Annotated in this window: 3 protein-coding genes and 1 pseudogene; 3 read left to right on the forward strand and 1 reads right to left on the reverse strand. The window is 73.1% G+C overall.

All coding sequences use genetic code 11. The features are described from left to right. Positions 1-450, reverse strand: a 450-nt coding sequence (locus ACWGDE_RS37255) for an alpha/beta hydrolase fold domain-containing protein (protein ID WP_453393512.1), incomplete at its 3' end; no start/stop codon positions are given. Positions 451-718: 268 nt separating this feature from the next. Between ACWGDE_RS37255 and ACWGDE_RS37260 the strand changes: the two genes are divergently transcribed. The 3 genes and pseudogenes from ACWGDE_RS37260 (at position 719) to ACWGDE_RS37270 (ending at position 3,545) form a co-directional block, all read left to right on the forward strand. Further along, positions 719-1,198 (forward strand): ATP-binding protein, encoded by a 480-nt coding sequence (locus ACWGDE_RS37260; protein ID WP_453393513.1) that lies wholly within the window; start codon positions 719-721, stop codon positions 1,196-1,198. A gap of 124 nt (positions 1,199-1,322) precedes the next feature. Then, positions 1,323-2,975 (forward strand): annotated as a pseudogene (locus ACWGDE_RS37265) (AMP-binding protein); the annotation flags it as partial. Continuing rightward, positions 2,949-3,545, forward strand: coding sequence for an acyl-CoA thioesterase (locus tag ACWGDE_RS37270; protein WP_453393514.1), 597 nt, complete (start codon positions 2,949-2,951; stop codon positions 3,543-3,545). The pseudogene ACWGDE_RS37265 and the gene ACWGDE_RS37270, both read left to right, overlap by 27 nt. Positions 3,546-3,587: the final 42 nt, after the last annotated feature.

Here is a 3,587-nt window from a genome sequence, read left to right on the forward strand (position 1 = left end):
GGACTCGCCCCAGACGCCGATCCGGTCCGGGTCGATGCCCAGCGCGCCGGCGAACTGGCGCACGTAGCGGATCGCCGCCTTCACGTCGTGCAGCTGGGCCGGGAAGGGGGCCTCGAGGCTGTGCCGGTAGTCGATGGAGACGAGCGCCAGCCCCGCCCCGAGCACCGCGCCGTGCAGCAGCTCCACGGGAACGGTCGGCGGCGGGTAGCGCCGGTCGCCGTCCAGCCAGCCGCCGCCGTGTATCCACACCACCGCCGGGAAGGGCCCCTCGCCCGCGGGCACCGCCACGTCGAGGAGGCGCGGGCGGTAGCCGGGTGAGAGCGCGTACGTGACCCCGTCGAACCGGCGGACGCCGTCCGCGTCCACCACGGCGGGCACGGGGGTGCGGAACGGCGGGGGCGGCCAGGTCATGTCCGCCAGGTCGATGGTGACGGGGGGCGATTGCGTCATTGCGGCCCTTCCAATCTGCTCGGCCTCGGGGGCCGACGGGTCCAGGTGCGGTCCTGCGACGGCTACGGCCATCACCACGGACAAGGGTTCGTAACGTATGTCCGAAATGCTTGCGCGATGCCATCGAGGAGGCTTAGCGTGTTACACGTGTAATCACAACTCTAGCGACGCGTTTCCGCAGACCACAAGAGCACGGGCAGTTCCAGTTCCCCGGCAGTTACACGAGCCACCGCGCGAAGGTCGTCGCCCTCCCCTCCCGGAGCACGCCATGCGCACCTCCATCACCTCCCCCACGGCCCCGGCCACCCTGGCCGCCCTGGCCGCCCCGGCCGCTTCCCGGATCCGGAGCTACGGCCACTGGGCCGCCGAGCCCACCGCGGCGACCGTTCCCCTGATCCGCTCCCGGGTGCGCTGCGTGCTCGACGGCTGGGAGATCGCCGCCGAGATCGCGGAGGTCCTGCTGCTGGCCGTCAGCGAGCTGGTCGGGAACGTCGTCCTGCACGCGGCCGAGGCCGGCCGCCTGCGCGTCGGGGTCTCCCTGCGCGGCGGGTGGCTGCAGCTGGAGGTGGCCGACGGAGCCTCCTCGCTGCCCCGGCTGCCGCACCCCCGGGCCGAGGTCGATCCGGACGCCGAGGGCGGTCGCGGCCTCCTGATCGTGCAGCTGATGGCGGCCGAGACGGGTGGCCAACTGAGCTTCAGGGCCGATGAGTTCGGCAAGTCGGTACGGGTGCGCGTGCCGGCCGACTGACGCGCGGCGGCCCGTGCGCCGGGGACGACTGCCTCACAGAAATATCGCGAGGAATTGACGGCCGCCAATTTATCGAGATACTTGCCCCATCTCCCCCGCTGCTCCCTGATTGAGGTGCCGCCCCATGGAGCTCTCCCCCTCGGCACATGCCGACTCCTTCTGCCGCGACCGGCTCCCGCCGTTCGAACTCTGGCCCGAACTCCACTTCGATCTTCCGGAGTTGGACTACCCGGACCGGCTCAACTGCGCCCACAGCCTCCTCGACGACGCCGTCGAGCGCTGGGGTCCCGACCGCCCGTGCCTGCTGACCGCCGACGAGCGCTGGACGTACGGCGAACTGCTGCGGCGCGCCAACCAGGTCGCCCAGGTGCTCACCGAGGACCTGGGTCTGCTCCCCGGAAACCGCGTGATGCTGCGCGGCCCCAACAACCCCTGGCTCGTCGCCGCCTGGTTCGGCGTCCTCAAGGCCGGCGGAGTGGCCGTCACCACGGTGCCGCTGCTGCGCGCCGCCGAGCTCGCCGGACTGTGCGAGATCAGCCGGCCCGCCGTCGCCCTGTGCGACCACCGCTACCTCGGGGAACTCGAAGCCGCCGCCGGTGCCGGCGAGGCCCGCGAAGCCACCGACGCCACCGGGCGGGCCGAGGCCGCCGCCCTGCGGGTGATCGCCTACGGCGGCCCGGGCGAGGACGATCTCACCGCCCGCTGCGCCGCCAAGACCGGCGTCTTCACCAGCGTGGACACCGCCGCGGACGACGTGGCGCTGATCGCCTTCACCTCCGGCACCACCGGGCGTCCCAAGGCGACCCTGCACTTCCACCGGGACGTGCTCGCCAACGCCGACACCTTCTCGCGGCACGTCCTGCGCCCGCTCCCCGACGACGTGTTCACCGGCACCCCGCCGCTCGCGTTCACGTTCGGCCTCGGCGGACTGGTGGTCTTCCCGCTGCGGGTCGGGGCCGCCACCCTGCTCGTCGAATCGGCCACGCCACGGCAGCTGGCCGACCTCGTCGCCGCGCACGGGGTGACCGTCCTGTTCACCGCCCCCACCGCCTACCGCGCGATCATGGCCGAGGGTGCGGCGGGCCTGCTGGCCGGCCTGCGCCGCTGCGTATCGGCGGGTGAACCGCTGCCCGCCGCGGTGTGGGAGGAGTTCCACGCCGCGACCGGGCTGCGCATCATCGACGGCATCGGCGCCACCGAGATGCTGCACGTGTTCATCTCCGCGGCCGACGAGGACATCCGGCCCGGCTCCACCGGACGGCCCGTCCCCGGCTACCGCGCCGCCGTGGTCGACGAGAACGGCGTGCCCGTCCCCGACGGGCAGCCCGGACTGCTCGCCGTCACCGGCCCCACCGGCTGCCGCTACCTGGACGACCCGCGCCAGTCCACGTACGTCCGCGACGGGTGGAACATCACCGGCGACACCTACATCCGCGATGCCGAGGGCTATTTCTGGTACGTGGCCCGCAGCGACGACATGATCGTCTCCTCGGGCTACAACATCGCGGGGCCCGAGGTGGAGAAGGCGCTGAGCGGCCATCCGTCCGTGGCGGACTGCGGTGTCGTCGGGGTCCCCGACGAGCGGCGCGGCATGCTCGTCAAGGCGTACGTGGTGCTGCGCCCCGGTGTCCCGGCCGGTCCGGAGACCGTCCGCGCGCTCCAGAAGCACGTCAAGGCGGCCATCGCCCCGTTCAAGTACCCGCGTGCCGTGGAGTTCGTCACCGATCTCCCCCGTACGGAGACCGGCAAGCTGCGCCGCTCCGAACTCCGCACCCGCGGAGGGGAGCCGGCCGCCACACCGGCCCCGGAGTCCGCCCCAGCCCCCGCCACTCCCGCCGCGGTCGCGACCGCGGCCACGGACAACGGCGGCTGCGCCGCCGGATGCCCCGAGGCCGAGGTGCCGCACCTGCCCAGCGTCGTCGTGGAGCGCCGCGTCGAGTGGATGGACACCGACGCCGCGGGTCACTACCACCACTCCACCGTCGTGCGCTGGGTCGAGGCGGCCGAGGCCGTGCTGCTGCGCCGCCTGGGTCTGTCGCACCTCTTCGGCAGCACGCCCCGCGTCCACTTCGAGGCCGACTACCGGGCCCGGCTGTGGTTCGGCGAGGCCGTGCGGACGGAGCTGCGGGTCACCAAGGTCGGCACCAGTTCCCTGCACTACGCCTTCGCCGTCCACGGCGAGGAGGGAGCGGAGGCGGCCACCGGCCGCATGGTCATCGCCCATTCCGCCGCGCGCGCCACCGGGACCACTCCCTGGCCGGCCGAGGTCCGCGAGGTCCTCACGAAGGCCGGCCGGCAGGCCCCCGAACTGATCGAGAACAACCGAGGAGGCGCCCCGTGCGCATAGCAGTCATCGGAGGCGGGCCCGGCGGCCTGTACTTCGCCGCCC

This window comes from Streptomyces sp. NPDC054956 (assembly GCF_053609185.1).